24 protein-coding genes are annotated in these 26,422 nt (G+C 56.9%); 11 read left to right on the top strand and 13 right to left on the bottom strand.

Annotation, left to right across the window (positions count from 1 at the left end; genetic code table 11):
• Positions 1-22 precede the first annotated feature (22 nt).
• Positions 23-1,138, top strand: a complete 1,116-nt coding sequence (locus B7444_RS09065; RefSeq protein WP_007281608.1) for a CDP-glycerol glycerophosphotransferase family protein — start codon at positions 23-25, stop codon at positions 1,136-1,138.
• Positions 1,139-1,175: 37 nt separating this feature from the next.
• Here the strand turns inward: B7444_RS09065 and B7444_RS09060 are convergent, their stop codons facing one another.
• The 5 genes from B7444_RS09060 to B7444_RS09040 form a co-directional block, all read right to left on the bottom strand.
• A complete protein-coding gene (locus B7444_RS09060; RefSeq protein ID WP_007281609.1) occupies positions 1,176-2,363 on the bottom strand; it encodes an alpha/beta hydrolase in 1,188 nt (395 codons plus the stop codon).
• 132 nt (positions 2,364-2,495) lie between these two features.
• Entirely contained in the window at positions 2,496-3,446 is a 951-nt protein-coding gene (locus B7444_RS09055) for an efflux RND transporter periplasmic adaptor subunit (RefSeq protein WP_007281611.1), read from the bottom strand.
• Positions 3,447-3,462: 16 nt separating this feature from the next.
• Positions 3,463-3,663 (bottom strand): DUF1656 domain-containing protein, encoded by a 201-nt coding sequence (locus B7444_RS09050; protein ID WP_016737852.1) that lies wholly within the window; start codon positions 3,661-3,663, stop codon positions 3,463-3,465.
• Positions 3,657-5,666 carry an FUSC family protein gene (locus tag B7444_RS09045; protein WP_007281613.1) on the bottom strand — a complete coding sequence of 670 codons (2,010 nt, stop codon included), beginning with the start codon at positions 5,664-5,666 and terminating at the stop codon, positions 3,657-3,659. The genes B7444_RS09050 and B7444_RS09045 overlap by 7 nt, the downstream gene beginning before the upstream one ends.
• A gap of 166 nt (positions 5,667-5,832) precedes the next feature.
• Positions 5,833-6,246 (bottom strand): hypothetical protein, encoded by a 414-nt coding sequence (locus B7444_RS09040; protein ID WP_007281614.1) that lies wholly within the window; start codon positions 6,244-6,246, stop codon positions 5,833-5,835.
• Between the two features lie 217 nt (positions 6,247-6,463).
• Between B7444_RS09040 and ykgO the strand changes: the two genes are divergently transcribed.
• From ykgO to B7444_RS09025, 3 genes are all read left to right on the top strand, one after another.
• Positions 6,464-6,589, top strand: coding sequence for a type B 50S ribosomal protein L36 (gene ykgO, locus B7444_RS09035; protein ID WP_007281615.1), 126 nt, complete (start codon positions 6,464-6,466; stop codon positions 6,587-6,589).
• A gap of 17 nt (positions 6,590-6,606) precedes the next feature.
• Positions 6,607-7,254: a tetratricopeptide repeat protein gene (locus tag B7444_RS09030; RefSeq protein WP_231502812.1), complete on the top strand. Its 648-nt coding sequence runs from the start codon at positions 6,607-6,609 to the stop codon at positions 7,252-7,254.
• 64 nt (positions 7,255-7,318) lie between these two features.
• Positions 7,319-7,549, top strand: a complete 231-nt coding sequence (locus tag B7444_RS09025; RefSeq protein WP_007281617.1) for a hypothetical protein — start codon at positions 7,319-7,321, stop codon at positions 7,547-7,549.
• Positions 7,550-7,597: 48 nt separating this feature from the next.
• Here the strand turns inward: B7444_RS09025 and B7444_RS09020 are convergent, their stop codons facing one another.
• Positions 7,598-9,799, bottom strand: a complete 2,202-nt coding sequence (locus B7444_RS09020) for a TonB-dependent siderophore receptor (protein ID WP_231502814.1) — start codon at positions 9,797-9,799, stop codon at positions 7,598-7,600.
• A gap of 110 nt (positions 9,800-9,909) precedes the next feature.
• Positions 9,910-12,150 (bottom strand): primosomal protein N', encoded by a 2,241-nt coding sequence (locus B7444_RS09015; protein ID WP_035729400.1) that lies wholly within the window; start codon positions 12,148-12,150, stop codon positions 9,910-9,912.
• Between the two features lie 33 nt (positions 12,151-12,183).
• On the opposite strand from B7444_RS09015, the gene B7444_RS09010 reads away from it, so the two are divergent.
• Both B7444_RS09010 and B7444_RS09005 read left to right on the top strand, forming a co-directional pair.
• The gene (locus B7444_RS09010; protein ID WP_007281620.1) at positions 12,184-13,134 is read left to right on the top strand and encodes a tyrosine recombinase XerC; all 951 of its coding nucleotides are present in this window, start codon (positions 12,184-12,186) and stop codon (positions 13,132-13,134) included.
• The gene (locus tag B7444_RS09005) at positions 13,131-14,030 is read left to right on the top strand and encodes a retroviral-like aspartic protease family protein (RefSeq protein ID WP_007281621.1); all 900 of its coding nucleotides are present in this window, start codon (positions 13,131-13,133) and stop codon (positions 14,028-14,030) included. The genes B7444_RS09010 and B7444_RS09005 overlap by 4 nt, the downstream gene beginning before the upstream one ends.
• Here B7444_RS09005 and B7444_RS09000 read toward each other — a convergent pair.
• Entirely contained in the window at positions 14,027-14,302 is a 276-nt protein-coding gene (locus B7444_RS09000; protein WP_016737857.1) for a helix-hairpin-helix domain-containing protein, read from the bottom strand. The genes B7444_RS09005 and B7444_RS09000 overlap by 4 nt on opposite strands.
• 73 nt (positions 14,303-14,375) lie before the next feature.
• Here B7444_RS09000 and B7444_RS08995 point away from each other — a divergent pair, with 73 nt between their 5' ends.
• On the top strand, positions 14,376-15,161 hold the full coding sequence (locus B7444_RS08995; RefSeq protein ID WP_007281623.1) for a meso-2,3-butanediol dehydrogenase: 786 nt from the start codon (positions 14,376-14,378) through the stop codon (positions 15,159-15,161).
• Between the two features lie 8 nt (positions 15,162-15,169).
• Here the strand turns inward: B7444_RS08995 and B7444_RS08990 are convergent, their stop codons facing one another.
• The 5 genes from B7444_RS08990 to B7444_RS08970 form a co-directional block, all read right to left on the bottom strand.
• Positions 15,170-16,213, bottom strand: coding sequence for a hypothetical protein (locus B7444_RS08990; protein ID WP_231502816.1), 1,044 nt, complete (start codon positions 16,211-16,213; stop codon positions 15,170-15,172).
• Positions 16,214-16,369: 156 nt separating this feature from the next.
• On the bottom strand, positions 16,370-16,906 hold the full coding sequence (locus B7444_RS08985; RefSeq protein WP_007281625.1) for a hypothetical protein: 537 nt from the start codon (positions 16,904-16,906) through the stop codon (positions 16,370-16,372).
• A 60-nt stretch (positions 16,907-16,966) separates the two neighbouring features.
• Positions 16,967-18,310, bottom strand: coding sequence for an ammonium transporter (locus B7444_RS08980; protein WP_007281626.1), 1,344 nt, complete (start codon positions 18,308-18,310; stop codon positions 16,967-16,969).
• Positions 18,310-18,648, bottom strand: a complete 339-nt coding sequence (locus tag B7444_RS08975; RefSeq protein ID WP_029495718.1) for a P-II family nitrogen regulator — start codon at positions 18,646-18,648, stop codon at positions 18,310-18,312. The genes B7444_RS08980 and B7444_RS08975 overlap by 1 nt, the downstream gene beginning before the upstream one ends.
• A gap of 149 nt (positions 18,649-18,797) precedes the next feature.
• A complete protein-coding gene (locus B7444_RS08970; RefSeq protein ID WP_007281628.1) occupies positions 18,798-21,323 on the bottom strand; it encodes a TonB-dependent receptor plug domain-containing protein in 2,526 nt (841 codons plus the stop codon).
• Between the two features lie 245 nt (positions 21,324-21,568).
• On the opposite strand from B7444_RS08970, the gene B7444_RS16605 reads away from it, so the two are divergent.
• The 4 genes from B7444_RS16605 to cysE all read left to right on the top strand — a co-directional run bounded on the left by B7444_RS16605 (position 21,569) and on the right by cysE (position 26,320).
• Positions 21,569-21,709, top strand: a complete 141-nt coding sequence (locus B7444_RS16605; protein ID WP_155830630.1) for a hypothetical protein — start codon at positions 21,569-21,571, stop codon at positions 21,707-21,709.
• Positions 21,710-22,054: 345 nt separating this feature from the next.
• Positions 22,055-24,256 (top strand): TonB-dependent siderophore receptor, encoded by a 2,202-nt coding sequence (locus B7444_RS08965; RefSeq protein ID WP_035729402.1) that lies wholly within the window; start codon positions 22,055-22,057, stop codon positions 24,254-24,256.
• A gap of 67 nt (positions 24,257-24,323) precedes the next feature.
• Entirely contained in the window at positions 24,324-25,541 is a 1,218-nt protein-coding gene (locus B7444_RS08960) for a UbiH/UbiF/VisC/COQ6 family ubiquinone biosynthesis hydroxylase (RefSeq protein WP_007281630.1), read from the top strand.
• Positions 25,538-26,320 carry a serine O-acetyltransferase gene (gene cysE, locus B7444_RS08955; RefSeq protein WP_007281631.1) on the top strand — a complete coding sequence of 261 codons (783 nt, stop codon included), beginning with the start codon at positions 25,538-25,540 and terminating at the stop codon, positions 26,318-26,320. The genes B7444_RS08960 and cysE overlap by 4 nt, the downstream gene beginning before the upstream one ends.
• Positions 26,321-26,422 lie beyond the last annotated feature (102 nt).

Genomic DNA, 26,422 nt, shown 5'->3' with positions numbered 1-26,422 from the left:
CGTCAGGACGCAACAGACGATCATGAACATCGCCTTCATTTACATTGCCGAACCCTATCAGTGCTACCACACCGCGTCTGTCGCAAGCGCTCTGGCGACAACCCCTGGATGTGAGGTCACGGAATACTACAGTTTCCCAGAGACTGTCACTCATCTGACCCGTATCCGTCGGGCCCTCGGTGTTCCAGCTCTGCCGCTCAGGCCCTTTCCCAAATCATGGAAAGCAAAAGCGTTGAAGAAGGCCCGGCGGCTTGATCAGGAACGACTGCTGGTTCTGCGTGAAAACGTGGCTGAACTGAACCGGTATGACGTAGTGGTCGCAACGGAATATACGGCGGGTGTTCTGAAGGAAATGGGGCTGAATGGTCCGAAACTTGTTCTTCTGATGCACGGCGCAGGAGACCGATACGTCAATGACGAACATCTCGTAAGGGAGTTTGATCTGACGCTGGTTCCGGGCCCGAAGGTGGAGACGTATTTCCGGGACAAGGGCCTGTTCCAGACGGGCGTGTCTCGTATCGTGGGATACCCAAAGTTCGACGTGTTCGAAGCTGTTCGCAAAGAGAACGCCATCTCATTCCCAAATGGTCGACCTTTTGCACTCTACAACCCCCACTATCAGCGCGCCCTAACCTCCGCACCGGCCTGCATGACCCCTCTCATCAAGGGCTTCAAAGAGCAAAGCGAATACAATCTGGTTGTGGCTCCGCATATCAAGATGTTCCACAAAGGCTTCGGCATCCGGGAGCGTCAGCTCAAACGGCAACAGAGCGCGGATGTTCTGGTTGATACAGGCTCGGACGCCATGCTCGACATGACCTACACGTCCCAGGCCGCTCTCTATATCGGGGATGTCAGCAGTCAGGTTTACGAGTTTCTGGCGATTCCCCGTCCGTGCATCTTTCTAAACCCACGACGGATACCCTGGCGGGATGATCCCTATTTCCTGCACTGGACGCTAGGCGATGTCGTGGATGAGCCGGCAGACATCATGACGGCTGTGGCACAGGCGCAGGAACGCCATGCGCGCTACAGGTCCGCTCAGGAAAAGCTGTTTCAGGAAACGTTCGGGCAGCCTCTGCTTGGCGCTTCACAGCGTGCCGCAGAAGCGATTGTCCGCTTCATGTCGGACGCATGAAAAAGCCCCGGCTGACAAGCATACGGGGCTGACGACATTATTGTGGGATTGGTGTGCACTGCGGCGTCACAGGCTCACCCGCCATGACCGCCCTGGTAAAGGCCGCTGAATCCGGCAGGGACGCGTTCACCGTCTGCGAATGATCCAGCCCCTTGTACAGATGCGCCTGCACCACGGTTCCAGCCGCACAGGCCGCCTTGACCAAACCGACCTGCAACTGCGTTGGTACGTCTTCATCGACGGTTCCGGTGCCGACAAAAAGAGGCTGTGCCAGTTTCAGGGTCGGATACATCATGCCCTTCATGGCCGGGGACATGGCCTTGGCATAGGTCGGCTGAAGAGCGTTCGCCAGCGTCAGGCCGTCTTTCTCTGCCAGATCAGACAGACCGGTCAGACATGACGTTTCTGCCGCCTTGAAGGCTGGCATGGCTTTGGCCGTAAACGCCTCTTCCGGACGGAAATGCGGGTTCAGGCCAGAATAGGACGAGCCAATCAGCAGCGTATAGGCCACAAGCGGGCTGTAACCTTTCGCCTTGCCCGCTTCCGCAAGCATGCCCGACAGGATTTCTGACGTCAGGTAAGGAATACCCGTTGCGACAGTTCCACGGATATTGAGATCCGGCGCATAGGCAGGTGCAAACGCTGCCGATGCAAAAGCAGCCCCACCACCCTGCGACTGACCGACAATCATGATCTTGTTCTGAAGGCCCGGAACCGATTTCAGCGCTGCCCGAACGGAATCCAAAACGCTGTAGGCTTCAGCGCGGGTATTCAGATAAGGGTGAACGCCCGGCGTTCCCAGTCCTTGATAGTCTGTCGCGACAATCGCAAAGCCACGCTTCATCCACTCAGACAGATAATGAGTATTCCGGGCGCTGTACGGGTTCAGGGACGGCGCACAACTGTCATCGTTACCAACGGTCCCGTGTGCCCAGGCGACAATCGGCCAGCCACCGGCGGGAGCCTCGCCAGCAGGCACAATCACCTCTGCCGTCACGGGCACAAGTCCTTTCCCCGTCACGCCATCAGTCGAAAGATAGGTGATGCGCAGAGATTTGCCCGCATCAGGCAGACTCAGTGCATCCGCCAGAGGCGCCGAGCTGACAAGTGTTCCAGCTTTGCGAGCTTTATCTGTAGTCGCGGCCTCAGCCGTTGATGACGCCGCGACAAAACACAGGCCACCCAGGACGAAGCCCAGTGTCCGGCAGGAAAGGGATGCGCGCACAGTTCTTCCTTCTCAGTTTGCGGAAATCAGGACAGACTGACAGAAGCCCTGTTTTCAAATACCAGATTTTCTCTACCCGGCATGCTAACGGCTGACAGGAAAAAGGGATTGTGAAAATCGCGAGACAATCCCTCACTTATGACCAAAAAGATGGCGGATATCGTCGCCGAAGTGCTGGAATGCATCCTGTGTCGAGCGATGACGACGGTTGCCGGAAGCAGACACGACAGTCACGGTCGCCGTCATACCCGCCGCAAGTGTCAGATCATCCGGAAGTTTGTCGATTTTCACGCGCACGGGAATACGCTGCGCCAGACGGACCCATGTATAAACCGGATCGACCGTCGGCAGTCCCTGCTCGTTCACAAGAGCATTGTTGCTGGCAATACCGCGCGTAATACTCTCGATATGGCCGAAAAGCGGGTCGTGATACCCCATCAGATCCATACGGACGAGATCACCTTCGTCCAGATCATGGACCTTGGTTTCCTCGAAATACCCATCAATCCAGTATGAGCTTGTGTCGATGATATGCATGTTCACAACGCCCGCTGTCGCAAAATCGCCGGGACGCATGATCAGGTTTGTAACGATTCCGTCCAGAGAACTGCGGACCTTCGTACGGTCAAGATTGATCTCCGCCTGACGCAGATCTGCCTGGGCGGATGCATATTGTGCCGCCGCCTGCTGGGCGAGGGCGACATACTGCTTTTTTTCTTCCTTTGAAACCGCCACACCGGGGATTGCCTGACGCCACTCGGCCTGAATCTCCTTGAACTCCATATCGGCCTTGCGTTCGGCCACCTTCGCCTTGGCAGCATCCACGGCCACCTGAAAATCGAACGGATCAATCTCGTACAGAACATCCCCCCGATGGACAGGCTGGTTGTCATGGACATTCACATGCAGAATCTGCCCGGAAACGCGCGGCGCAATATTAGCGACCTGAACACGCACCTGTCCGTTCCGGGTCCAGGGAGAGGCCGTGTAGTAGTCCCACAAAATGACCACCACGACAGCAGCCACCACAAGGATGGAAATGGTAATGGTCAGGCGGATCAGACGATGGACACTGGAAAGCACGTGGAGCGGCCTTGTATCAGAGAATCAGGGTATAAAGCCCGAGAAGGCAGATAAGAATACCGAACTGGGCCAGTGGCGGGTCCCAGACAAAACGCCAGAGATCGAACCAGCCCATAAGCCAGCGAAGAATGGCCAGCGTCAGAAGCGACAGCGCCAGATTGACGACGAATGCGGATACGAGCAGACCGCCGAGGTCTACGACCTGTCTCATCACCATCGTTTGCGTCCTATTCCATAATGATGGACAGCCGTCCGGTTCCGCAGGAGCATGACGCGTACGGCTTCCAGCCCTCCCACGCAGTTGAGGATCAGAATTTCCTCACTGGGCGCGCCAAGACGAAGCCGATCAAGAAATTCCTGTGTCATGTCGGCCAGTTCGCTTTCCAGAAGGGCCAGACTGTCCTGCGCAAGAGCCTTCCGGGCCGGGCGAACAAGATGCCTGAGGGACGGCATACGCGCCGCCTGATCAAGATACAGCCGTACACGCGCAATCGTGCTGGACAGATCCTCCAGCGCCACCAGACGTTCGAAAACATGCTCGGACGACGTCCCCCCTTTGGGAAGACGCTTCGTCCAGAGCAGGAGTTGACTCAGGCGGTCGTACTTCCGGCTCAGGAGGGCTGGCCCCATAGCCTCCCCGTGGCCACCCAACTGCGATTCCAGATCAGACGAAATCGCAACCGCAATACGGAAGCGATGCCGCCGGGCCGTCGGTGGCCACAGCAAAACCAGCAGAACGAACGACAGCACCGCTGACAGGAAATAGAATGTGTTCCGTTCAAGGAACGCGGCCGGATCGTAACTGTGATGATTGCCCAACCCGACAAAGACCAGAAAGAACGCCCCGTAATGGAAGCCGACGGCCGTAGTTTTCGGGTTCATCAGAAGAAGGCAGGCGATCACGGTCTGGGGGAGCAGGACAAAGGCCAGCCCCTGAAGCGTATAAACGTAGGGGAGTACCCAGAAGGAGAGGAAACCAGCGGCGAGAATTCCCAGCGGCGTCCCGATCATCGCACCTTTACCAAACACGGCCGTATCCAGTGAAGACGACGCCAGCACGAGAACCAGGGCACACTGGGACAGCGCTGTCGCCGAAGCCGGCTGCCCCGTTCCCACACAGAATGCTGCCACGAAGCTGAAGCCCAGCAGCACACGCATGCTGTTGATGAAGGCTGTAATATAATCCGGATTGTTCGAGAGCGTTGCAAGCTTGAGGGCTTCCCCGGCAGGGGTCGCCTTCATCAGGGTACTGATGCCTGTGCGAATATGAAGCCGGTTACTTAACAGCGTCGCGGCACGTTCCAGAAACCAGGCATCGCGCGGGGTCGGGAAATACTCCGGATCTTCCTTCCGGATATTGGACAGGATGGTGCCCATGGTTTCCTGACGGTTTGTGCCGTCTTCAACGCGCTCGTGCCACTGGCGCACATAACGGACCAGAATATCCGTTACACCCCCTTCTTTCAGCAAGACAGAAATAGCACGGCTACAGGTCAGAACCGTCAGCATGCCAATAATGCTGAGCTTGGCTCCTGCCATGCGTAGTCGGCTTCGATCCAGCTCCGTCCGCGCATAGGAAATCTGCGTCATCAGGGAAAGAATTTCAGACGCCAGGGCCGTTGTGCCCTGAGCCGAGGAAGGTGGGTCCCCCATGATGGCAGAATGACTCAGGCCACGGATTCTATGGCCCAGATTCTGGAGCCCCTTGGCCAGATTACGCCAGGCCTGCGGAGAACCGGACAGAAGATTCACGACCGCGATGGACGCCACGCCAATGGCAACGGTCGAGGCACGGGCGACACTGACATGATAGATGTTCTGGGGAGCATCGACGCTGGCGACGGCAACAAGCGCCACCATGTAGCCCGCCAGAAGAGCACCATAGGCCCGAAAATCCCGTTCCAGCGTCCCCACAAAGGCACATCCGGCCATCCAGAGGGCAACACCCCCCAGGAAAAGGCCACGATCCTGACTGAACATGGAAATCAGGAGAATGGAAACGCCCACACCCAGCAGGGTCCCAAGAAAACGGTACAGCGCCTTGGACAGCGCCTGCCCTCTCAGGGGTTGGGCAAGAATCATGACGGTTACGCCAGCACCTGCAGGTGTATCGACCTGGGCCCAGAATGCCGTGGCCAGCGCCAGGACAAGCGCAACCCATGTTCTTAAACTGAACTGGATCCATCCCGGACGGAAGACCGACTGAAACGCGGCGGTCAAGAAAGGCTATCCCTGCCAGGCAAACGGGTCATTCCAGAGCAGTCTACAGTTCCTGTCGTCAACTTAGACTGAAAACCCTACTCCTCCAACCATACGATGGTTAGTCCCCGAAGGACTGTGACATAATTTGACGGAATTTATCCGCATGTTGTGAGGCCCGACTCTCTCAGTCGTCTTCATGAGGCAGCGCATGGCATGCCGCTGCGAGAGCCGGATTCTGTCCAGCAGACTCCCGACACAGGGTCCGCGCATCTGTTCCACAAATGGTGGTGACATCTTCCATACTGGACGCCGTGACGTCACGTGCGACCTCGACGTCCTGATTGTTTTCGTGCCCTTCTTCCTTGCTCAGCTGATCCTGCGCTGCATGCATCTCCTTGAGCGCGTTGATACAGGAATCACTGGCAGAATCCGGATGAACCTGCAGAACCTTGAGAATCTGGTTAACCCCGGTCCCCAGAGCGTTGATCGACGGATCGTCATCGTTGGTTTTAGCCCCTCCGTCCGCAGCATAAGCCAGGACGGGAAAGGAGAGCGGGACGGCCAGGAGCAGGGTGGCCACAAAGCGACGCTTGATCATGAGATCATGATTAAGGGAAAATAATCTCCGGACAAGCCTTCCGGCAGAGCAGTCACACACCGTTGCAGAACGCGTTCCGGCAGCTTTTCCGCGCTCCGGGACGCTGTTGACCTTGACTCCTTGAAGGACGGTCGTTAAGCGAGGCCATCCTTTTGCGGGCGTTCCGGCCCGCTACCCGGTCCATCATGGGCCACACAGTCGAGAGCCTGGAAACATCATGAAGATCCGCAACAGCCTGAAGTCCGCAAAGGTCCGCGATAAGGACTGCCGCGTTGTCCGCCGTCGTGGACGCGTTTACATCATCAACAAGAAGAACCCGCGTATGAAGGCACGTCAGGGCTAATTGCCTTGATCCGCCGGATGACAAACGGACGGCGCTGGCTGATGGCTGGCGCCGTTCTGCTTTGTACTTCGGTTTTTTCTGCTTCTGCTGCTCCTGTGCCTGCCACTCCGGCACCCCCTTCCTCCGTCAAAAACGATCCTGGAAAAACCGATTCCAGCAAGACACGTCCGCACCGCAAGACCGTTCAGGAACGGCTTGTCGAAGCGGAAAAGGCTCTCGCTCTGGCTGGAAACGACAAGGATGCGCGCAAGCTCGCCGATCAGGCGGAGACATTGCGGAACCGCAGCCTGACCGGGGCCGTGCGGATGCTCCTGACCGATTCGCAGGAGGCTCTCGGCAAGCATGATTTCCAGGCAGCCGAAGACGATCTGACCTCCGCCATCACCATTCAGCCCGATCAACCCATCCTGCGCCGTTACCGCGCCGCCATCCGTTCAGCCGCTGGTGACAATAACGGGGCGATCTCTGATCTGGGCGTTGTGATTCAGGCTGATCCAGGGGACGCAACAGCGTGGGGAATGCTGGCCGAGGCTGAGCGGGACCGGCATGAGCCGGACGCTGCCCTACGCGCCTACAAGCAGATGATGCTGCTTGATCCACATGCCCCGGATGCAGACAAGCAGCTCAAGATCCTTCAGAAAGAGAAAGACGGACAGGAAGACTGACGGACACAACCTCTTGTATTTGTCAGCGTTCAATCCCTGATTCACTCTATTCAGGAGGATTTTCATGAAGACCAAAACCGTTCCCGTTGAACAGGTACCCGCCAAAAAGGGCTGCTGCAGCAAAGTCAAAGCCTGTTGCAAGCATGCCGGTCGTGCTCGCGAAATCGGCCTTGCAGGCATGACGGCCATGGCGACCATCGGCCCGAAGCGTTTTCGCCCCTATTTCCAGCAGGCTCTCGCTGTTATTTCCGTCGTTGCCGCGACCATCCAGTTCTTCCGTAACCGGAAAGGCTGACCCTTTCTCTGGCCAGACTCCAATCCGGATCTCTGGCCAGAACCCTCTTCAGAATCGCTTTGTCAGACCACCTATGACTGTTCGTGGGGTTCCGACCACCGTGCGGCTTAGAGAGGCAGACGGGAAGTATCGCCTGTCGGCCGCATTCTGCACGTTGACCTGAGCGCTCCAGGACCCTCTTTCATAATACGCAGCCAAATTGACCAGAGCATAGACAGACGTTTTGTACGTCAGGCCGTAAATGGGATCGCGTGGCGTATAATTGTCAGCAGGGCTGGCCCCTTCAAAATGAACACCTGCCCCAATACCAAGCCCCTTTAGCATCCCTGAAGGGATGGAATACTTTGTCCAGACATTGAAAATATGGTGCGGAACGCCCGAAAGCCACAGAGTTCCGCCGTTCGGCAGGAGCCGGTTGTCTTTGGTAATTTTGGTATCGAGATAAGTATAGGCAATGTTGGCAGTCCAGGTTGGAAGAATTCTGAGATTGCCTTCCAGTTCAAACCCTCTGCTCGTCTGTTCGCCCTGAGCAATTGAATAGAGCGGATGAAGTGGATCTGTTGTCGCGACATTTGTCCGCGCCAGATCGAAAAGGGTAGCCATACCCGTCAGCACACCGTTTCGGGTCTGTGCTTTGAGGCCAACCTCGTAATCCGTTCCTCTCTGTGGAGGCAGGATCTTCTGCTGATAATCAACAGACGTCGTTGGCAGGAAAGCCTTGGACCAGTTGAAATACGCAGACATCCAGTCCGTAAAGGCCCAGGTAATGCCTGCGCGCGGACTGAAAGCCGTTGTCGGGGGATTGTCCCCACCACGACCACTGGTCGCCCGATCCCAGCGCACACCAAATGTCACCGCAACCTGACGGCCGATCTTCATATGGTCCTGAACGTAGGCTCCGAACTGGTCCTGCCGTGTTTTGGAAATGACACCACTGCTCGCATAGTCGGGAACATCCCCATAAACCGGATTGGCGAGATTGAGATTTGTGGTGGTTGCAAAGCCGGTGGTGGAGTTGGTTCCATTCTGACCATAGTCTGTTCCGACCAGAACGTAGTGCGAGATCAGGCGTGTTGTATGGAATTTAAAATTAACGTTCGTATCAATCCTGAGATCAGTTCCGTGATTATTATATGGCCCATAGTAATACCGGCCGACTTCTGAGAGATCGTTCGAAAATCCCGTCGTTGCAAACAGCCACCTATTATAGGTCTGACGGTAGACCTGATACCGAAACCCTTGATGGAAACCGATGTTTTCATTGAACTTGTGATCGAACATGTAGCCCAGATGAACATAGGTCTGTCGCTGCTGGGCAGGGTTTTCAACATCGTTGATGGCAAAATCCCTGGGCAGTTTCCCCCAGGGAGACGGCAGAACCGTCCCGTATGCAGGGATCGCCGTATAAGGGTGGCCACTCGTCCGGTTATAGCGAAACAGCAGTGTCAGGTCGGTATGATCTGTCGGGCGAATTGAAATGGATGGCGCGATATAAAGCGTCTCCATATCCGAGGCACGGACGAAGTAATCCTGCTTTCGATAGACGGCATTGACCCGGGCTGTGATCATCCCGTTGGATGTCAGCTTCCTGTTGATATCCGCGCGCCCTTCATAATAGGACCACGATCCGCCCTGAGCTGTGAAGTTGGCAAAATTACTGTCTGTCGGCCTCTTGCTGACCATGTTGACCATGCCGGACAGTGGTCCCTGCCCAAACAGACCCGACGCCGGCCCTTTGATGACTTCCATGCAGGACAGGCCCACAGTCTCGTTCATGGAAAGGCTGTCGATGGTTTTCATGCCATCAAGATAGGTCATGCCGGATGTACTGAAGCCACGCACGCGAATGCTGTCATACAGGCCGTAGCTGTCTGCATGCGAGACGCCTGCCACATTTTGCAGTGCATCCGACAGGCGGATGACATTCTGCTCATCCATCAGTTTGCGGGAAACGACGGAAATGATCTGAGGATTTTCCAGAAACGGAATGGCCATTTTGGCCGCGCTTACAGAGACGGCCTGCTGCTGTCCAACCACCGTGACAATATCCTGCTTTCGGCGCTTGGCCGCAGCAGAAGGGCTGCTTTTGCGAGCATGGGTTGCAGAAGAGCTTTTTTGCTTTTCCGGTTTTTCCACCACAGAGCCTGCACTGGCAGAGGACGACAGCAGCAACTGGGAAACGATCATCAACGCCATTGGCTGGGTGCAACGAAACGCACCTCGACCAAGGCCGGCTGTTGTAAGGCTCATTTGACTCGCATCTCAGAAAGTAAGAATTTGATGCTAATGCGAGTCATTCTTAACAAAAACAAGTACCCAGACTTTTTTTGTCATAATTTCCCATTGCAGCGATCACCGCCTCAGAGAAACGAGATCGGATCGATATCGACGTCGATCTTGGCACTTCCTTTGGGCTTGATGTCTTTCAACCAGTCCCGCAGGATCGGCTGCACCGCAATTCCCCGCATTGTCCGCAGCAAGAGCCGCCGTCGATGCCTCCCTCTGAGAACCGCCAGCGGCGCAGGAGCGGGGCCAAGAACCTGAACCCCTTCCCGCTCTGGAGCCGCAAAAGCGATTTCCTTGGCGAGTGCATCCGCTGCATCCGCTGTCGCCGCACTGACAATCAACGCAGCCAGGCGCCCATAGGGCGGCCAGAAAGACGGACGTCTCTGCTCCGCTTCCTGCTCCATGAATGTCTGAAAATCGTTGGAGACGAGCGCGGTCATGACCGGATGTTCACCCACATAACTCTGAAGCAGCACCCGGCCCGGACGTTCAGCACGCCCGGCACGCCCTGCCACCTGATGCAGAAGTTGAACCGTACGTTCCGCTGCCCGCAGATCTCCGCCGCCGAGCCCCAGATCCGCATCCACAACCCCCACTAACGTCAGCTTGGGGAAGTGCCAGCCCTTGGCGACAATCTGCGTTCCGATGATAAGATTGACCTCACCATCCGTAATCTTCCTCACAGCCTCCGCTGTTGCAGCTGGAGACCCAAGCGTATCCGAAGACATGACCAGGATCTTCGCATCAGGGAAGCGGAGCTTTGCCTCTTCCGTAATACGCTCGATCCCCGGTCCGATCGGCACCAGCGAGTGTTCCGCATGGCATTGCGGACAGTCTGACGGAATACTCTCGGTATGGCCGCAATGATGACAGGTCAGGATACCGCGCGCCCGATGTTCCACGAGCCAGGTCGAGCAGTTGGGGCACTGCATCCGATGCCCGCACGCACGACAGAGCGTTAACGGCGCATAGCCGCGGCGATTGAGGAACAGCATCGCCTGCTCCCCGTTCTTCAGCGTCTCATCAATGGCATTGCAAAGCACCGGAGACAGGAACAGTCCCCGCTCCGGCGGGTCAGACCGCATATCGACGAGAGACACATCCGGCATCGTCGCCCCACCATGACGAGCCGTCAAAAGCTCATGGCGATAGCGCCCCCCTTCCACGTTCGCCAGCGTCTCCAGCGAGGGCGTGGCGGAAACGAGAATGGCGGGGGCATGGGCGAGCCGGGCGCGGACCACAGCCATATCCCGCCCATGATACATGACGCCCTCTTCCTGCTTGAAGGCACTTTCATGCTCCTCGTCCACCACGACGAGGCCCAGATCTTCAAACGGCAGGAACAGTGCAGATCGTGCGCCGACCACAACACGCGCCGTTCCATCAGCAACAGCGCGCCACGTCTCACGCCTACGCTTGGCCCCGAGATCGGAATGCCAAACGGCAGGTTCAGCACCAAAGCGGCGGATGAACCGATCCGTCCACTGGGCGGAAAGTGCAATTTCCGGCAACAGGACCAGAACCTGCTTTCCTTCTGCCAGGCAGGCCGCCACAGCCTCAAAATAGACTTCCGTTTTGCCCGAGCCCGTCACGCCTTCCAGAAGCGTGACATCAAAGCGATGGTCTTTTACGAGCCGGCAAAGCTGCTGTGCGACATCCGCCTGCTCCTCGGAAAGTTTCGGCGCTCCGTGGCCTGGATCAGGGGTAGCGAAAGGTGCCGCTACGGAAATGACTGCTTCCCGCAGAAGACCAGCGGCCGCAAGACCTCGGATAACGGCAGAACTGGCACCGCTGGCTGCGGCAAGATCGGAGGTCGTCATCGGCGTGCTGGACGCCACATCAAGAACGGCCCGACGGGCCGGTGTGACGCGCAGGCCATCTTCGGGCTGATCCGTACGGACCCAGCCAAGCGAAGGCTTTGGTGCGTCCTTCAGATGAATGCGGGTTGCCATGGCCAGAACCAGCCCGGGCGGCGTCAGGGTATAGGCTGCTACCCAGTCGATGAACCGGCGCAGACTCCCCGGCAAGGGACGCACATCCAGCTTTTCGACAACGGGACGCAAACGGGACAGCGGAACTTCGCGCCCCGGTGCCGTAGCAAAATCAGCGGAAACCGTACTGGCCGTATCCCAGACGCACCCCACCGTGTCCCGCTTTCCCAAGGGAACCGCGACAAGATCGCCCGGCTGAAGCGGCATTGGCGCCAGATAATCCAGCGGCCCCGGAAAAGGCAGCGGAACGAGCACCGAAACGCGTGTTCCGGCGGAGGGTGGCTTTCGCCAGAGGTCAGGCTTGGGTAGGCTGCTGGATGCCATGCCTGTGTCTAACCTCCCTGAGCCCGAAATGCCATGATGGCCCATGACGCATTGCGCGACTGGACCGAATGGCTGACCCATGAGCGGCGGTCCAGCCTGCGAACGGTCGAGGCTTACCGCCACGATATTGTTCTGGCACTGGCCTTTTTCGAGCAGCATCTGGGCGGGGACGTTGATCTGACATCCCTTGCAAAACTGTCCCTGGCCGACCTGCGCGCGTGGCTGGCCCATGAAACCGCCCGCAGCGAAAAGCCCACACGCCGCGCCACCAACGCAGACTCCCGGGCGCGCTCCAGAGCGCGCCGCGTATCTGCTTTACGATCGTTTTACCGGTATCTGGCCGTCCGGTTTGATGTGTCGAATCCCGCTCCCGGACTTCTGGCCACCCCTCGCCTGAAAAAACGTCTTCCCCGCCCTCTTGGGCAAGAACAGGCGCTCGCCGCCCCAGAGGGCATTTCCGACGACGCCTATACCAGCGCTGCCGCGCTCCGGGACAAGGCGCTCTTCACGCTGCTCTACGGCACCGGATTACGAATTGGCGAAGCTCTCGCGCTGGACATACGAGATCTTTCAAACGCGGGCGAGAATATGCTTCGGGTGTTAGGTAAGGGTGGGAAAGAACGCCTCGTTCCTCTCCTTCCCGCTGTGCGCGAAGCATTGGAAACGTGGAAAGCCGCCCATCCGTCTCCCTCGCCCGATGCACCGCTGTTCTGCGGCACGCGCGGTGGCCGGCTGAACCCCGGCGTGGCGCAGCGCGCCATGCGGGAGTGGCGCAAAGGGGAAGGATTACCGGATTCCGCCACCCCTCATGCATTGCGCCACTCCTTTGCCACTCATCTGATGGAAGGTGGTGCTGATCTGCGAGCCATTCAGGAACTCATGGGTCACGCCAGTCTTTCCACCACTCAGGCCTATACACTCGTAGACGAGAAGCACCTGATGGACGTCTGGCGCAAGGCACATCCACGGGCGGAGCAGAAATGAAACGACTGATCGGGGGCGTACTGACGGCCCTGCTGGCTCTGACCGGACGGGCTGAAGCAAATGCCTGTCGTATGGAACAGGCCACAGTCCTGCCCCTGCGCGACGATGGCGGTTATCTGAGCGTTCCCGTCCAGATCAATGGACAGGCTGCGTCCATGATTGTGGATACCGGCTCACAAGGCAGCCTGATGACGCCTCAGGGGATTACCGTCCTTCATCTGCCGCAGGACCCGGATCGTCATACCGTCATGCAGGGACCGAACGGCGCCCCCCGGCTTGTTCCCAACATTCGCATCACCGATCTGCGCCTCGGGCGGCTATCGTTGGGAGCAGGCTCCATCCCGGTCGGGTCCTTGCCCGGTTCGCCCATGATTCATCCACCCATTCTGGGACTGTTGGGAGCGGATGTGCTGGATGGTTATGATCTGGAATTCGACGCGCCTCACCAGCGCCTCGTGTTCTGGAAAATCCTGCCCGGTTCTCCAGACTGCCAGCTTTTACCCTCATGGAAAGGCAAATGGAGCACGGTACCTGCCCGCGTCATTGACGGACGCATGATGGTTACGTTCACGCTGGATGGTACCCGCGGAACCGCCTTGCTGGATAGTGGTGCACGCTCGCATATCGTCAGTACCGATTTCGCCTATCGGCTAGGTCTGACAGATGAACTTCTGGCGCTGGATCCCGGCGGTACGACAGCCGGGGTGGATCTGCATGAGCGCCGCTACCACTGGCATCGCTTCAAACGCTTTTCCATGGGCGGTACGGTCTGGGCCAACCCGGTGCTGACCGTAGCCCCGGTCCACGATCAGACAGATATGCTTCTGGGATCAGACTGGTTCGCCAAGCATGACATCTGGCTGTCCTACGCGACGAGCCAGGTTTTCATTCGTTAAACTTTACAAAACGTCCCGGCTTTCATGCGCTCCTTCCGGGCAGGTGTGAAAGCCCACCAGTTCAGGGCTTCTCCGGTCCGGGCCTGATGAATGGTCGCAGCAAACACATCGTGGACGCAGGGATCATGCGTTTGTCCTGTCAGCGCGCAGAGTTTCAAATAGAGATCATCCGGATCGCACGCAGCCAGTTGCGCCGTTGAGGTGACTCCAAGAACTGCAAAATCGGCCAGAGCCGCCTTGCCCACATTCTTCAGCTTTGCGAGATCGCTCATCCCCATGTCCCTTATTCAAGCAACCATACCATCACTGACATCTTAATATCCTTGCAACAAAAGGACATGATTGATGACGCTTCACGGATTATCACGGTTCACTGGCCGCAAGGTCCTCGTGACGGGCGCAGCGTCCGGAATCGGGCATGCAACAGTTCTTCGTTTTCTTGAAGAAGGCGCCCATGTTCTTCTGGTCGATCGGGATGAAGACAAACTGAATCATGTCATGACATCCCTTGATCCGACAAAAGCCAAGGCTTCCCTGACGGACATCTCACAACCCGATCAGGTCGACGCACTTCTTGCTTTCACGAAGCAGACCTTTGGAACACTGGATATTCTGGTGAACAACGCAGGTGTCACCACCATGGGGACTGTCCTGGATGGTGATCTTTCTGCCTGGCAGACGGTCTGCGCCACAACATTGACCGGCACCTTGAATATGAGCCGGACCTTCCTGCCCATGCTCATCGAGAGCCAAGGCAACATCGTCAACACGGCTTCGGTTTCCGGAATGAGAGGCGACTGGAACACGGCCTATTATGATGTCGCCAAGGGTGGCGTTGTTAATCTGACACGCGTTCTGGCGATGGACCATGGGAAAGACGGTGTGCGTATTAACGCGATCTGTCCAGCCGTCACCCGCACTGCCATGACGGCAGACGCCGTCAAGGACCAGGCTTTTGTCAAAAGTGTTGAAGACCGCATTCCACTCCAGCGCCTTGGAGAACCGGAAGACATGGCGGCAGCCATCACATTCCTTGCCAGCGACGATGCCGCCTATATCACGGGCCTCATCATGCCGGTTGATGGCGGTGTGACGGCATCAAACGGCCAGCCTCCTTTCCCGATGGACTGAAGGCCGCCCTACTGCACAGTCCCAGACCCGTCGCGAACGGCAACGCTGCCGGAATGGGTCGCAAAAAAATGCAGGGACTGTCCTTTAGGCATGGGTTTGATATGTGCCGGCTGCACGAAATACAGCCGGTTTCGACCAAGGCTCCAGAGAATGACCTTGTCAGCGAAAAAGGGTAGTCCAAGGTTGCCAATATCAACCTCGTCCTGAAACAGCACTTTCTCGTCCCTGATCGGCACGCCTCCCATAAAAAGGTTCCTGACCTGTGCAGCCTGCCCAACGCTCATGAAGCGATCGTAATGGGTAAATTTCTTCTGGGTCTCCAAGACCTGCAAATTGTCTTTCAGGGACGACATCCAGAATGAGGGAAACGTCGTGTATGTCAGATCCGGGTCGAAACTGACGCGCTTCTTTCTGGTCTCGATACGGATGTGAACCGTAAAGTCATCTTCCATCTCAGCGGAATGACTGTCTTTTCCCAGAAATCCGTCAATCGTCCCTTTGCAGACTTCCTTGTTGCTGAAATCAAGATAAGCAAACTGACGCTCCGGAATATCAAGCAGAATGGCAAGGCTGGACAACGCGGTTCGTCTCAGAACGCCCACAACGGGCCTCCCATCCACGACCTGGGTACTCGGCGTGTCGAGGCGAATGACATCCACGTTTTTCAGAGGCGTCTCATCAAGAACAAGCTTATCAATCCGCGAGCGTGACGCCTGCTCCCTGTAGGTACCATTCATGAGGACGGTGGTGGGCTCGCCCCCGTCAGGAAATGTAATTCCCTGCGCATTCCTCACATAGATGCTGTCAAATGACGGGCTGACATACATCGCCGCGCGTTTGCCATTGACCGTGACCGGGATCAGAGGCGCGTCGCCTTCCCCCCCCAGCAAGGGCAGCACGATCGGAGCCGTGACACAGTCGGAACCGTCTCCCGCAAACGATAAGGCATTCGATAATGCCCCCACTATCATAAACAGGGCCAACCACTTCATGAAGGCAAGCCATCTGTACACGCCAGGCCAGACGTTCCGATCCAACGCCGTCAAGGTCATTACCTGTCTCATAACGCTTATTACAGAACGTTTGTCAGGCATGGGCCGGTGTGGCGCAACCGGTTTTGCACCACCCCCCTTCACAAATAAACCGCCATAAAAAAAGCCCCCGTTCCAACTGGAAACGGAGGCTTCTGCAATCCGGGAGGACGAAGATTATTCGCCCTTCAGACGGCTGTTGCACTGGGACCAGTAACCGCCGCCCTTCTGGATCCACTTCAGGTTGCCATTCCCACCATTGGCCTTGTTCGCATTATACTGGGCAACGCAGGTCTTCATCCGAGCCTTGCCAGCTGACAGGCTGGAATACTGGGAAGAAACGGCACTCGGGAACACGACGTTGCCAGACGTAACCGGTGCGCTCTTGGACGCAATCGGAGCCTTTGTACCGGCTACGGATGAGTCAGGCGGGTTGGCCTTACCCGTCGTAACGGGAACAGTCGTCGTCGGTGCTGTAGCTGCCGCCGGGGCCGCAGCGGCAGAAGCAGCATCAGGTGTTTCCGTACCACAGTTTGCGGCCTTGAAGGCCTTGTAGCTCTGGCCATTCAGCGTGCCGCCCTTCTTGGCTGACTGGAAAGCGGCGTGACATTCCTTTGCCGTCATGGCGTGAGCAGGAACAGTGGCGAGCCCCGCCGCCAGAACAGCGGCGAGGGAAAGGCGGGACAGCAAACGGTTGGAAACCATGAAAAACATCCTTGTCTGTCAACCGGAAGGTCGCAGCCTCCCGGCCCGAAAACGCCAGTGACTACGGCATCAGTTGATGCGCTCACCATGCATTGTCGTATCGAGGCCTTCAAGCTCCTCTTCCGCAGAAACGCGCAGACCCATGACCCGATCCAGAATCTTCAGAATCACAAACGTCATGATGACACACCAGACAATCGTCACGCAGACAGCTTCGGCCTGAGCCAGCAACTCTGACAGACTGCCAACCGTTCCTTTTGGATTGGCATCCGTTGCAGACAACGGACCGTAAGCCAGAACACCCGTCAGCAGAGCACCGATAATACCGCCCGTTCCGTGAACGCCGAAAGCATCAAGACTGTCATCATAGCCCAGTGCATGCTTGAGCCAGGTCGCACTCCAGAAGCAGACCGCACCCGCGATCAGGCCAATTACGACCGCCCCGCCCGGAAGAACGAAACCGGCAGCCGGCGTAATGGCCACCAGACCCGCCACAACACCGGAAATGATGCCGAGTGCCGTTGGCTTGCCGGTCCGCGCCCATTCAACGATCATCCACGCCACCCCACCTGCAGCGGCCGCAAGCTGCGTCGTCAGCATGGCCATGCCAGCACGCCCGTTGGCACCCAGAGCAGACCCGGCATTGAAGCCAAACCAGCCAACCCAGAGCAGGGACGCACCGATAATGGCGTAAGTCAGGTTGAACGGAGACATGTCATCCGTGCCAATACCGCGACGCTTGCCCAGAACATAAGCACAAACCAGACCGGCCACACCGGAATTGATATGCACGACCGTTCCACCGGCAAAGTCCACAGCCCCCAGACCTGCGACCCAGCCCGTCGGGCTCCAGACCCAGTGAGCAATCGGCGCGTAAACCACGAGTAGCCACAGAATGGTGAAAACGCACATCGACGAGAACTTCATGCGCTCTGCGTAAGCACCCGTAATCAGCGCAGGGGTGATGACGGCAAACGTCATCTGGAACATCATGTAGACGCTCTCGGGGATCGTCATCGGCACAGCAGCTGCCGTACCCGCGCCCAGCGTAAATGCGGAATCCACACCATTATGGAAGTTGGCTGCCACACCATTCAGGAGCGCGCGGGAGAGATCACCGATCCATGGCGTACCGTTCGAAAAGGCCAGACTGTAACCCGCAACCATCCAGACCAAGCTGGCAATGCAGCAGATGGCAAAAGACTGGATCAGCGTGGCAAGCACGTTCTTCTTGCGCACCATGCCGCCATAGAACAGCGCCAGACCCGGAACGGTCATCATCAGCACGAGGGCGGTGCTGATCAGCATCCAGGCTGTATCGCCCGTATCAATCGCCGCCGGTGCGTCCGCAGCCATTGCAGAGGCAGGTAGCAAAATCGCCGCTGCCATGACAGAAAGACAGGAGCCTTTCATCACAGAGCGCCCTCCCCGGTCTCTCCCGTACGGATACGAATGAGCTGATCGAGGTTCGAGACCATGATCTTGCCGTCACCGATCTTGCCCGTCCGGGCCGCCGTCATGATCGCTTCGATCACGTCTTCCACGACAGAATCCGCGACCGCAATTTCGATCTTGAGCTTCGGCAGGAAACTGACGTGGTACTCGGCCCCACGATAGATTTCCGTTTGGCCTTTCTGACGGCCAAAGCCTTTGACTTCCGTGACAGTCAGGCCTTGCACGCCCAGCGGCGTCAGCGCCTCCCGGACATCGTCAAGCTTGAAGGGTTTGATTATGGCGGTGACGAGCTTCACGAACGGCATATCCTCGTTGGGTATCAGCAGACTGGCGGGCAGTATGGCCCAGATTGTACCAGTTCAACAACAATATACGAAACAGCCCAGAGACACCGTAAAGCCGGCATCTCTGGGCGTGTCTGCTTCATCTGTATCCTGCGGAAGGATCAGAACGTGGCGTTGATACGGCCATAGTAGTAGCCGCCAGCGATACCGATACCGGAAGAATCCGTATCGTACATGTTGGCCCCAAGATAGTTGAGGTACTTGCTCAAGCGACGTGGACGCTGATTGAAGATGTTATTGGCACCCACGGCGAAGTGCCACATGTGGTTGAGGCGGTACCCAACCTCAAGATCCGTCAGCCAGACCGGTGTATTCTTGAACTGTCCCCAGCAGACATTGGAATACTGAAGGCTCTGCCCCTTGCAGGTCAGGCTTGCAGGCGTCTGATCCTGATAGGTCAGCATAGACGTGGTCTCGCCGTAACGGGTCTGACGCACGTTCACATCCCACTTACCGATCGTCCAGTACGCATTCAGGATAATTTTGCTGCGCGGAGATGTAGACGTCAGATACGCAATGCTCTGCTCATTAAGGTAGGGATTACCCTGAGAGTTCGTGTTGATGTGATTGACACGGGTGCGGTTCAGGTTGAGTGCCATGGTCAGATCCAGGTTCCCATACTGATGCATATGCAGCAGGTAATCGGACTGGATATCGAGGCCCTGTGTGCGCGTGCTGCCCACATTGGCAAAGTAATTGGCAGACACGTCAGCAGTCGTAATGCCGGTTGGCAGTGTTGCACCCGTCATGGCAATCGCCGAGATGGCAGAGTCACCATAGACAGACCCTGCACCGGAAATGCGGTCACGGATATTGATCTGATAGACGTCCGCCGAGATGTGCCAGCCATCAACCGGCTCAAGAATGATGCCACCCTCAGCACTCGTGGACCGCTCAGGCTTCAGATGCTGGGCGCCAAGGCTCTTGCCAGCAGCACTGGATGTGGACAACAGACCGGATGCGCCCGTCGGCGACACATTCAGGGAGCTGAAGTTTTCTTCCGGCAGGGTCGGAGCACGGAAACCGTTGCTGATCGTAGCACGAACGGCAATGCGCTTCGTGATGTCATACCGTGTGGAAACCTTGCCGTTCTCGGTATTGCCAACGTCCGTGTAATGCTCGAAACGGCCAGCGAAATCGAGATCCCAGTGCTTGAGCGGATGGAAGTCACCGTCGAGATAAGCAGCCCAGACGTCACGGCTCCATTTACCGGAGTTCTCTGGCATCAGACCAGCATAACCCTGCGTACCACCCTGCGTGTAGGACGCGATTTCACCCGGCCAGATCTGATAGGTCTCAAGACGATGCTCGCCACCAAAAGCAACCGTAACCGGAACGAGGTCGGCAATCTTCAACTGCCGACGGAAATCGAGGTTGTTCGTCCACTGGGACAAACGATACGTTTCAGCGCGGACCGTCGTCGGCGATGTTCCTGTCTCTTTGATCAGGTTCGGGTTGGCAGTGTTCTTGTTCCCGACATCATCTTCATCCGCACCGTACGTGGAACTCAGATCCCATGAGAAGCCAAGGAAATTGTCGCCCTTGAGACCCAGAGTTGCGGCATAGTCGTTCTCTTCGATGGTTTCGAGCGGTGAAAATCCATACGGATACAGCGTCGGAGCCACAGACGGCATACGATAGTTTTCGTAGGCCTCGGAATGACGATGAGCATAGGTGATGAGGCCATAGCCCTTCACACCTTCCGTCAGCGTCTTGCCGAATTCAATGCTGAGGTTTTCGCGGGTTTCTTCCGGCGTACTCAGGATCTTGTTGGAATCATGCGGAACCGTATAGCCCTTGTATTCAGGATTCCCCGGAACAGTTCGCACATCCGTCGTGTTCGGGACCATATGGTCGGTGTGGTACATCTGTCCGCTGATATGGACATAGCCATCACCCAGGAAACCGAAGCCGCCATCTGCGCCAAGCTGATACTGCCAGCCATCGCCGTTATAGGCGTTCGCGCCCGTCTGGGCGGTCATGTTCAAACCATGCGGTGTCTTTTTCAGAATGATGTTCACAACGCCCGCAATAGCGTCCGAACCATACATGGCAGCCGCGCCATCACGCAGGATTTCAATATGATCGATTGCGGAAGCCGGGATCATGTTGAGATCGACCGGCGTTGACCCCTGCTGCGGACCAGCATCCGCATAGATGTTGGCTGTCGTATGACGCCGCTTTCCATCCACGAGAACCAGAACTTCGTTCGGGTTCAGACCACGCATACGGATCGAAGAGGTCAGCGCACCGGCATCGGCTCCCACAGCGTTGACCGTAATCGACGGATCCGTACGGACAATGGCATCCGCAAGATTCATCTGACCGGAACGGCGCAGTGTTGCCGCCGTAAGAACACTGATCGGGCTCGTGGAATCGCGTGCGCGGCGGTTAAAGGCATGCGTACCCGTCACGATCATCTGCTCATTGCTGTTGCTATCAACCGCATGGGCACGACGCGGCGCAGCGGCAGCCTGACGAACGACAGTTTTCTTCCCTGTAGTTTTGACCGTTCCCTTCGCAGGTGTTGTGACCCTGGTCGATTTATGCACGGCAGCAGAGGCCTGATGTGCTGGATGCAGAACCGTAACGATGGTGGTAGCGAGAAGAAGTGACTTGAGGCGCATTCAGGCAGTCCTAATCAGATCCGGTGTTCAGCGCAGATTAGGAATGTTTTAAAATGTGTCTAGAATTATTCCTTCCTCAAAATGTATCATATGATTTCCAGTGCACAAATGTCACACTTTAGGGACTCCAAACGAAACTTATGAACCCAGACATGGCGTCCTGAGGAAATTTCACGAAATAGCAAGAGGTTTTTCAAATCCAGTCCGCTGCATTTTCCGTCATCGGAACGATTGACGGGGGAAACATGAGACTTTCTGGCCACGGTGCCTCAACAGCCCGTACGACCATGCGGCAGACATTCCGGCAGTTCAGACTGAATTCGACACACCATGCACTCGCGAATATCGCAGGACAGATTCCAGATGACACCGAGGGCGGGTCCTGAACGAATGCAACACTGTTTCACGGCGTATCTACCAAGGAACGTCCAACGATGACCTCAGTAAGACCGAACCGTTCCCGAATAGGGTTTCATTCATTTTCACTATATTATTTTGTTATTAAAACCCTTCCACGATCCATGTTGCCAAAAAGAGACACCATAGCCACCCTTTTCTACACGCCCTGAAATCCAAACACACACAGAAGGCGATTTGGCAAAAATCCTGAATTTACAACGCGTTTTCAATTTTTAATCGGAATGATATATAAACAACTATCCATATTGATGTTTTATTTTTTGAACTTAGAATTTGCGTAGTTTTTACATTTCACACTTCGGTGCAGTTCTATGGCGACCACCTCTTCAGTTCTATCCTCCGTACTTTCCTTCACTCTTCTCATGTCCGGCACCTCTGCCGTCGCATGGGCAGCAGCGCAGGAAGAGCCATCGGAGACCAGTCATAAGCCCGCTGGCATCCCCCGCCATGACACACAGAAATCGCGTCATGTGTCCCCCAACCATGCGAAAAGCAGACATCAGGATGAGGCGGACGAAAGCCTCACAGTCCGTGGTCACGCCCATCCCGTTAATGGCGGCGCATTGGGAACCAAACGCGTTCTGGACACACCTTTCTCGATCAGAACTGTTACAGCAGCCGAGATTCAGGAACGTCAGGTCAAATCCCTCGCCCGCGTTTTCTCGCAGGACGCATCCGTCATTTCGAACGGTGACACCTATTCGTTCAATGCCTACTCCGTCACCGTCCGCGGCGTGCCGCTTGACGATTACAACGGCTACAAGATCAACGGCACGCCCTTCTTCATGACGACCGTGGAGCTTCCGCTTGAATCTTTCGAGGCAGTACAGCTTCTCAAGGGTGCCTCCGGTTTCATGTACGGCTTCAATGCGCCCGGCGGCATCATCGACTTCCAGACCAAGAAACCGACAGATGCCCGCACATTTTCGTTTGATGCAGGCTACAGCTCAGGCGCAGTAGGCAGCCAGCACATTGATACAGGCGGACGCCTCTTCCGAAACGACATCGTCGGATACCGCCTCAACCTCACGCATGAAAATGGCGAAACCTACAGCGGCTCTCACGTCACCCGGTTTTCAGGTTCTCTTTCCACGGATGTGCGCCTTGCACCCAACCTGTTGTGGACAGCCGACGCCATTTATCAGGACCGCAAGGTGCAGGGTGGCGTGCAGGACTTCTTTATTGATGATCCGTCCGCCTATGGTAGCAACCGTCTTCCCGATGCCATCAGCGGCCATAAAAACCTGACCGCCTCTCCCGCCAGCATGTTCACGTCTCACACGCTATTCGTTTCCACGGGGCTGCATTGGGACATCACGAAAAACTGGACCGCCCGCATCGATTACAGTCACAGCATGGATTACCGCCGCTATCGCGGGGAATGGATGTCCCTGCAGGATCAAGCCGGGAACTACAACACCTACATGAGCACCAATCCCGGAAGCTGGGCGCAGTACGATCAGGTGCAGGCTATTCTTGAAGGGAAGTTCCGGACAGGCTTTATCCGGCACGACTTTACAATGGGTGCCGCATGGCAGGGTCTGAGCCGGTATCTGCCCTATGATTCGGATTACGTTGATATTGGAGGCCAGAACCTCTACGCGCCCGTCATCAGCCGATCCTATAGCGGAAGCTGGAACACGGCGACCTATCGCAATTACCGTTCAGACCAAGTCGGTCTTTTCGGAAGCGACACCCTGACGTTCGACAAACACTGGTCGCTGCTGGCCGGTATCCGCTTTACTGACTTCCACCAGCTCACCTGGAAAGCTTCTGCCGCGAAGACAGCCCTGCGTACCACGCCACTCACTCCAACTGCCGCGCTGATGTTCCATCCTTGGAAAGACATCACAATTTACGCCAGCTACGTTCAGGCGCTGGAAAACGGTGGAACCGTGGGAGATACCTATAAGAACGCGCGTGAGACTCTTCCGCCAATTCGTTCCGACCAAGTGGAAATCGGTGCGAAAGTTGCTCGGGCAAGCTGGGATCTGACGGGCGCACTTTATCGCATCACGCGAGGCGCACAGTATGCCAACGCGGACAATGTCTATGTCTCGAATGGCACAGTCACATATCAGGGCGCGGAACTCAGCGGCCATGTGGATCTGCCGTTCGGCATTACCCTCACAGACAGTCTGGGCGCTGAAGGCGGGAAATACAGCAAGGCAGATGCCACTATCAAAGGGAACAAGATCGAGGGCATTCCGCTGTTCCAGAACGTGTTCCAGCTGACAGACCGTATCCCAGGCGTACCGGGTCTCTCGGCCACAGCCGAGGTTCACTATACCGCCTCCATGTGGGGTGACAGTTCCAATACCTATCACGTTCCAAGTTATACGCTGCTCAACCTGCGGGCCAGTTATCGTACCAGCATCGGCCACCACAAAGTGACGCTCCGCGCTGAACTCGATAATGCCACGAACCTTCATTACTGGGGCTTTCTGGCATCTGATTACTTCTTCGTCGGAACGCCACGGGCTGTCTTCCTGAACGCACGCTTCGATCTCTGATTTACATCGGCTCCCCCCTTCCCTCTTCCGCTCCCCACCTCACAGGAGTAGGACAGGGGGCAGGGAGATGAGCACGATGAAGAAGACACATTACGACCTGTGCATTAACGGAGCTGGCCCGGTTGGAGCGACGCTCGCGTGCCGGCTGGCCGCAGAGGGCGTGCGTGTTCTGCTGATTGACCGTGCGCCTCTCCCTGGCATGGAAGATCCTTCTCTGGATGGGCGTGCCTACGCCATCGCTGAAGGGTCACGTCAGATGCTCGAAGCAGCAGGCATCTGGGATAATCTTCCCGGCGTTTCCCAGCCTATCCGTGAAATCCGCGTGTCTGATGGGCGCCCGCATGAGGCCGCGTCCCCACTCTTTCTGCATTTCGGCGTTGAAGACGCGCCGGAAGGCATGAACTTCGGCTGGATGGTGGAGGCACGCGATCTGCGCGTGGCCATCAACCAGACACTGGGACAGTATGAGACCCTGGATGTCCGCGCCCCCGATACCGGCACATTCACGTTCCACCCGGATCACGTTTCCATCCGTCTGGCGTCCGGGTCCACCGTCACGGCAAAGCTCGCCATCGCGGCTGAAGGTCGTCGTTCGCCCCTGCGCGAACAGGCCCGCATTGGCCTGACGAAAATCCCCTATCATCAGTATGGTATTGTCGCGACGATCGCCCACGAGAAACCGCATGACGGCGTGGCGCTGGAGCACTTTCTGCCGGAAGGGCCATTCGCCCGCCTTCCCATGCCCGGCACTCCGGAACACCCTCATCGTTCCGCTATCGTCTGGGCAGAAGGCGAAGGCCGTGCGCAACGTTTCCATAGCCTCCCGCATGACGTTTTTGCGCGGGAAATCAAAGCCCGTATGGGAGACGAGGATCTCGGCGCGATTACCCCTATCGGTCGCCGCTGGATCTATCCCCTTTCCGCGCAATACGCCCAGACCTACATTGCGCCACGCCTGGCCCTTGTCGGAGACGCCGCACACGGTATCCATCCGATTGCCGGTCAGGGGCTGAACATCGGTTTCCGGGACGTCATTGCCCTTGCCGACCTGCTGATCGAAGCCCACAGCCATCGTGCCGATCCGGGCAGTCGTGAACTCCTGACGCGTTATCAGCGCCGAACCCGCCCAGGCAACATGGCCATGCTGGCCGCCACGGACGTTCTCGAGCGTCTGTTCGGAAATGACAATCCAATCCTGCGACGGGTGCGCGATCTTGGAATTGCGGGCGTGCATCGTTTCCCACGCCTCAGACAGGCCTTTGTCCGCCGGGCGATGGGCGTATGACGACAGCGCCTAACCTCGTTCAACTCTGGCAGGACATGCAGTCCCAGGCCTGCAGTTGCCATGACCCGCTGATCCAGGATGTTTTCGCGACAAATATCGGAGACCACGCCGACTTCAGTTCTGCTCTGGCCTCCCTCATGGGCACGAAACTGGCCGATCGCTCGATTTCCGCCACGGCCATCACACGCCTTGTCGCCTCCATCCTTCAGGACGTTCCCGATATTGCCGAAGCGGCTGCCGAAGACATTCTGGCTACCCGGGACCGTGACCCGGCCTGCCCGGATCTCGTTACACCGTTCCTGTTCTTCAAAGGCTGGCAGGCCCTGCAGGCCCATCGTATTGCGCACTATCTCTGGCGGCAGAACCGGCGTCATCTGGCCTATCATTTCCAGAGCCGGATCAACGAACTATTCTCGATCGACATTCATCCCGCCGCCCAGTTGGGCCGCCGCCTGAGCATCGATCACGGGACAGGCATCGTCATTGGTGAAACCTGCATCATCGAAGACGACGTCTCGCTGTTTCAGGATGTCACCCTTGGAGGAACCGGAAAACTGAGCGGAAATCGCCATCCGATCGTCCGTCGCGGAGCCATGATCGGCTCGGGCGCCAAGGTTCTGGGACGGCTTATTATTGGCGAAAACGCTCGTATCGGTGCAGCATCCGTTGTTCTGGAAGATATTCCTGCCAACGCAACGGCTGTCGGAAACCCCGCACGCATTATCGGAACAGCTAAAGCCGCGGTCGCCACACCCAGCCCTGTTCATCCCGTTTCCTGATGGGCGCAGCAGGCAGGTTACTCCTGCCTGCACGACAGAATTGTTTCTCTATGAAACGAGATTGTATCAGTAATTAACTTTATTCATTACCAAGAAACAGAC

The organism is Gluconobacter thailandicus F149-1 = NBRC 100600, assembly GCF_000964465.1.
GTDB lineage: Bacteria > Pseudomonadota > Alphaproteobacteria > Acetobacterales > Acetobacteraceae > Gluconobacter > Gluconobacter thailandicus.
This window is presented reverse-complemented; position numbering and strand designations above follow the sequence as displayed.

Bases quoted from the DNA above. Each gene is read 5' to 3' on its own strand.
- B7444_RS08965 (WP_035729402.1), top strand. From the start codon at position 22,055: ATGGCGACCACCTCTTCAGTTCTATCCTCCGTACTTTCCTTCACTCTT.
- B7444_RS09025 (WP_007281617.1), top strand. From the start codon at position 7,319: ATGAAGACCAAAACCGTTCCCGTTGAACAGGTACCCGCCAAAAAGGGC.
- B7444_RS09010 (WP_007281620.1), top strand. From the start codon at position 12,184: ATGATGGCCCATGACGCATTGCGCGACTGGACCGAATGGCTGACCCAT.
- cysE (WP_007281631.1), top strand. From the start codon at position 25,538: ATGACGACAGCGCCTAACCTCGTTCAACTCTGGCAGGACATGCAGTCC.
- ykgO (WP_007281615.1), top strand. From the start codon at position 6,464: ATGAAGATCCGCAACAGCCTGAAGTCCGCAAAGGTCCGCGATAAGGAC.
- B7444_RS08990 (WP_231502816.1), bottom strand. From the start codon at position 16,213: ATGACCTTGACGGCGTTGGATCGGAACGTCTGGCCTGGCGTGTACAGA.
- B7444_RS08970 (WP_007281628.1), bottom strand. From the start codon at position 21,323: ATGCGCCTCAAGTCACTTCTTCTCGCTACCACCATCGTTACGGTTCTG.
- B7444_RS08980 (WP_007281626.1), bottom strand. From the start codon at position 18,310: ATGAAAGGCTCCTGTCTTTCTGTCATGGCAGCGGCGATTTTGCTACCT.
- B7444_RS09020 (WP_231502814.1), bottom strand. From the start codon at position 9,799: ATGAGCCTTACAACAGCCGGCCTTGGTCGAGGTGCGTTTCGTTGCACC.
- B7444_RS08995 (WP_007281623.1), top strand. From the start codon at position 14,376: ATGACGCTTCACGGATTATCACGGTTCACTGGCCGCAAGGTCCTCGTG.
- B7444_RS08985 (WP_007281625.1), bottom strand. From the start codon at position 16,906: ATGTTTTTCATGGTTTCCAACCGTTTGCTGTCCCGCCTTTCCCTCGCC.
- B7444_RS09050 (WP_016737852.1), bottom strand. From the start codon at position 3,663: ATGGTGATGAGACAGGTCGTAGACCTCGGCGGTCTGCTCGTATCCGCA.
- B7444_RS09015 (WP_035729400.1), bottom strand. From the start codon at position 12,150: ATGGCATCCAGCAGCCTACCCAAGCCTGACCTCTGGCGAAAGCCACCC.
- B7444_RS09065 (WP_007281608.1), top strand. From the start codon at position 23: ATGAACATCGCCTTCATTTACATTGCCGAACCCTATCAGTGCTACCAC.
- B7444_RS16605 (WP_155830630.1), top strand. From the start codon at position 21,569: ATGAGACTTTCTGGCCACGGTGCCTCAACAGCCCGTACGACCATGCGG.
- B7444_RS09030 (WP_231502812.1), top strand. From the start codon at position 6,607: ATGACAAACGGACGGCGCTGGCTGATGGCTGGCGCCGTTCTGCTTTGT.
- B7444_RS08960 (WP_007281630.1), top strand. From the start codon at position 24,324: ATGAGCACGATGAAGAAGACACATTACGACCTGTGCATTAACGGAGCT.
- B7444_RS09000 (WP_016737857.1), bottom strand. From the start codon at position 14,302: ATGAGCGATCTCGCAAAGCTGAAGAATGTGGGCAAGGCGGCTCTGGCC.
- B7444_RS09040 (WP_007281614.1), bottom strand. From the start codon at position 6,246: ATGATCAAGCGTCGCTTTGTGGCCACCCTGCTCCTGGCCGTCCCGCTC.
- B7444_RS09005 (WP_007281621.1), top strand. From the start codon at position 13,131: ATGAAACGACTGATCGGGGGCGTACTGACGGCCCTGCTGGCTCTGACC.